Below are 3,154 nucleotides of genomic sequence, written 5' to 3'. Positions count from 1 at the left end.
CGTGTTCGGGTCCGGCGGCGCGCCCGGCTCCGGCGGTTTCGGCGGCGCGCCCGGCTCCGGGGGATTCGGCGAGGCGCCAGGGTTCGGCGAGGCGCCGGGCTCCGGCGGGTTCGACCAGGCGCCGGGCTCCGGCGGGTTCGACGGTTCGGCCCCGTACGGCTTCGGGGCTCCGGGAGACGCAACACAGGCGCTGGGACCCGCGTCCGGCTCAGGGCCGTTCGACGGCACGCAGATGCCCGGCGCCGCGCACGAGGCCGGGCCGTTCGACGGCACGCAGGCGCTCCAGCCCCCCGGTGAGCCGCCCGAGCCCGGCGACATCAAGGTGTACGGCAACGTCACCCTGGTCGACGCCGGCGCCCCGGACTGGTCGGAACGCGACAGCGGCTTCCTCGGCTCCGGCTGGTCCTCCGACGGCCCGCCGGAGGAGCCGGCTCCGCGCCGCCGCGGTCGCCGCAAGCCGCCGCCTCCCGGCGACGACCTGAACCCGGAGGGCTCAGGGGGACGCAGGGGCCGCGTCGCGCTGCTCTCCGTAGCCGCCGTGGTCGTGGTGCTCGGCGGCACCGTCGGGGGCGTGAAGCTGCTGAGCGGCTCCGACGGGCCCCAGAAGTGCTCCGGCGCCACCTGCGCCGCCGTGCAGGCGTCCAACCAGCCTGGACCGCTCTCGTCCTCGCCCACCGCCGAGGAACCGGCCGAGGAGCCGGAGGAGAGCACGGAGCCCACCGGCAAGTCGTCGCCGACCGGCGGGCCCACCCCGAAGGTGGCGGCGACCGGGCCCGCGCCTCGCCGTACCGGCACTCCGGAGCCGAAGCCGAGCAAGACGAAGAAGCCGTCGTCGAAGCCCAAGGACGACCCGTTCCCGACGAGCTTCGAGGAGAGCAGCACCCCGACGGAGACGCCGACGGACGACTCGACGACGATCATCGACCCCCCGACCTCGGGCCCGACCACGGACCCGCAGCCGACCGGGACCGTCAGCAACGCGCCGCAGGCCGGCGGGCAGGCGGTGAACGTCGACTTCAGCGTCGTCAGGCAGGGGCCGACCGTCTACACGGCGCAGCTGGACGTGCGCAACTCCTCCGCCGAGCCGGTGAGCTCGCTGACCGTCTCCATGCCGATCGGGGGACGGGTCCTGAACGTGAAGGGCGCCGAGTGGTCGCAGGACGGCGACCTGCTGATCATCGACCTGCCGGACTCGCTCGCCGCGGGCGCGTCGGCCGCGATCACGTTCTCGGCGACGGGGACCGCCGTCCAGCCGGCGAACTGCGGGCTCATCGGCGGGGAGTGCGCCGTCAGCTGAGTGGTTGGATGGGGCGTATGACCGTTACGACCCCTCCACGCGTGCTGACCGTCGCCGGATCCGACTCCGGCGGCGGGGCGGGCATCCAGGCTGATCTCAAGACCATGCTCGCCCTGGGCGTCCACGGCATGAGCGTGATCGCCGCCGTGACGGCGCAGAACTCGCTCGGCGTCCAGGGCTACTGGGAGCTCCCGCCCGAGGCCGTACGCGCCCAGCTCGACTCCGTGCTGGGCGACATCGGCGCGCAGGCGATCAAGACCGGGATGCTGGCCTCGCCCCGGCTGGTCGAGGTCGTGGCCGAGGCGCTGGGTGGGTACGAGGCGCCCCTGGTCGTCGATCCTGTGGGGGTCTCCAAGCACGGCGACCCGCTCCTCGCGCCCGAGGCCGTGGAGACGGTCAAGAGCCGGCTACTGCCCCTGGCCACCGTCGTCACCCCCAACCTGTGGGAGGTGGAGCAGCTCACCGCGGTGAAGGTCGAGGACGAGGACGGCCTGCGCCGCGCCGCCGACGCCGTACTCGAACTGGGGCCCGCCTGGGCGCTCATCAAGGGCGGTCACCTCCCGGGCGACCCGGTCGACCTGCTGACGGACGGCGCCCGCGAGTACCGCTTCGCCGCCGAACGCCTCGACAACCGCCACACCCACGGCACCGGCTGCACGCTCGCCTCGGCCATCGCCTCCCACCTGGCGCTGGGGGAGGAGGTGCCGGCGGCGGTGGGCAAGGCCAAGGAGTACGTGACGGGTGCGATCGGCCGCGGCTTCCCCCTGGGCGACGGCATCGGCCCCGTGGACCACGCCTGGCGCTGGCGCTGACCCGGCCCGGCCCGGCGCCGAGCCTCATGCGCAGCCGGCCCCCACCGGTAGCCGCGCTCCTGCCAGGAGGCGGGCCGGGATCGGGGGTGCCGTGCTGGGAGGCGGGCTGTGGTGGGAATGGGTGGGGCATGACGAAGGCCCGCCGCTCGGGAGACGAGCGGCGGGCCTTCGTGGAAGCGCGAACTAGCGGGTTACCTTGCCCGCCTTGATGCACGAGGTGCACACGTTGAGCTTCTTCGGCGTGCCGCCGACGACCGCGCGGACCGTCTGAATGTTGGGGTTCCAACGACGGCGGGTGCGGCGGTGGGAGTGGGACACGTTGTTGCCGAAGATCGGCCCCTTGCGGCAGACATCGCAGACGGCAGCCACGGTATCGCTCCTTTAACAGTCGATGTAGCCCTGTCCGCTGATGCTTGTCGGGCGGAGGGCATGCCGGGACGACCGGCTAGCCAGACGAGGATATCCGATCCGCACCACCGGGTGCGAACTTGAGCACTGGACTCGGGCAGATGCGGAGATATTCTCCTCGTCTAACGGTAGCGCACTCGGGGAGGTTGGAGCGCCGCGCATGGAGACCCTCGACCCGCCCGGGGTACGCCGCTGGGCACGCCTGGCCGCCGACACGCTGGGCAGGGCACGGGGGGAGATCGACGCGCTCAACGTGTTCCCCGTCGCCGACGGCGACACCGGCACCAACCTGCACCTCACGATGCTCTCCGCCGCGGAGGCCGTCGAGGCGCTGCCCGACGACGTCGAGCCGGCGGTGGTGTGGCAGACGCTCTCCTACGGCGCGCTGGTCGGCGCCAGGGGCAACTCCGGGGTCATCGTCAGCCAGGCGCTGCGCGGCCTCGCCGAGGTGCTCAAGGAGGGCTCGGACCTGCGCGCCGGGCTGGCGCGGGCCGCCGCCCTGGCCAGGGAGGCCGTGGCCAGACCCGTCGAGGGCACGGTGCTGAGCGTGCTCGGCGCGGTGGCGCGGGCCGTACAGGATGTGGAGGGGGGCCTCGTCGAGGTGGCGCGGCGCGCTGCGGGCGCGGCCCGCGCGGCG

At 73.8% G+C, this 3,154-nt stretch carries 4 protein-coding genes; 3 read left to right on the top strand and 1 reads right to left on the bottom strand.

Features of this window, described 5'->3' with window-relative positions:
- The coding region (locus DQW85_RS25330; protein WP_205315396.1) for a cellulose binding domain-containing protein at positions 1-1,297 on the top strand (1,297 nt) is incomplete at its 5' end.
- Between the two features lie 8 nt (positions 1,298-1,305).
- Positions 1,306-2,109, top strand: a complete 804-nt coding sequence (gene thiD, locus DQW85_RS25325) for a bifunctional hydroxymethylpyrimidine kinase/phosphomethylpyrimidine kinase (protein ID WP_240197415.1) — start codon at positions 1,306-1,308, stop codon at positions 2,107-2,109.
- 183 nt (positions 2,110-2,292) lie between these two features.
- On the opposite strand, the gene rpmB is transcribed toward thiD, so the two are convergent.
- Complete coding sequence (gene rpmB / locus DQW85_RS25320; protein WP_101787934.1) at positions 2,293-2,478, bottom strand: 50S ribosomal protein L28; 186 nt, start codon at positions 2,476-2,478, stop codon at positions 2,293-2,295.
- A gap of 199 nt (positions 2,479-2,677) precedes the next feature.
- On the opposite strand from rpmB, the gene DQW85_RS25315 reads away from it, so the two are divergent.
- The coding region (locus DQW85_RS25315; protein WP_113702475.1) for a DAK2 domain-containing protein at positions 2,678-3,154 on the top strand (477 nt) is incomplete at its 3' end.

It is taken from the genome of Nonomuraea lactucae (assembly GCF_003313395.1).
In the GTDB taxonomy this organism is placed as follows: domain Bacteria; phylum Actinomycetota; class Actinomycetes; order Streptosporangiales; family Streptosporangiaceae; genus Nonomuraea; species Nonomuraea lactucae.
The sequence above is the reverse complement of the archived record's forward strand: the minus strand, read 5'-3'. Positions and strand labels throughout refer to the sequence as shown.

Bases quoted from the DNA above. Each gene is read 5' to 3' on its own strand.
- thiD (WP_240197415.1), top strand. From the start codon at position 1,306: ATGGGGCGTATGACCGTTACGACCCCTCCACGCGTGCTGACCGTCGCC.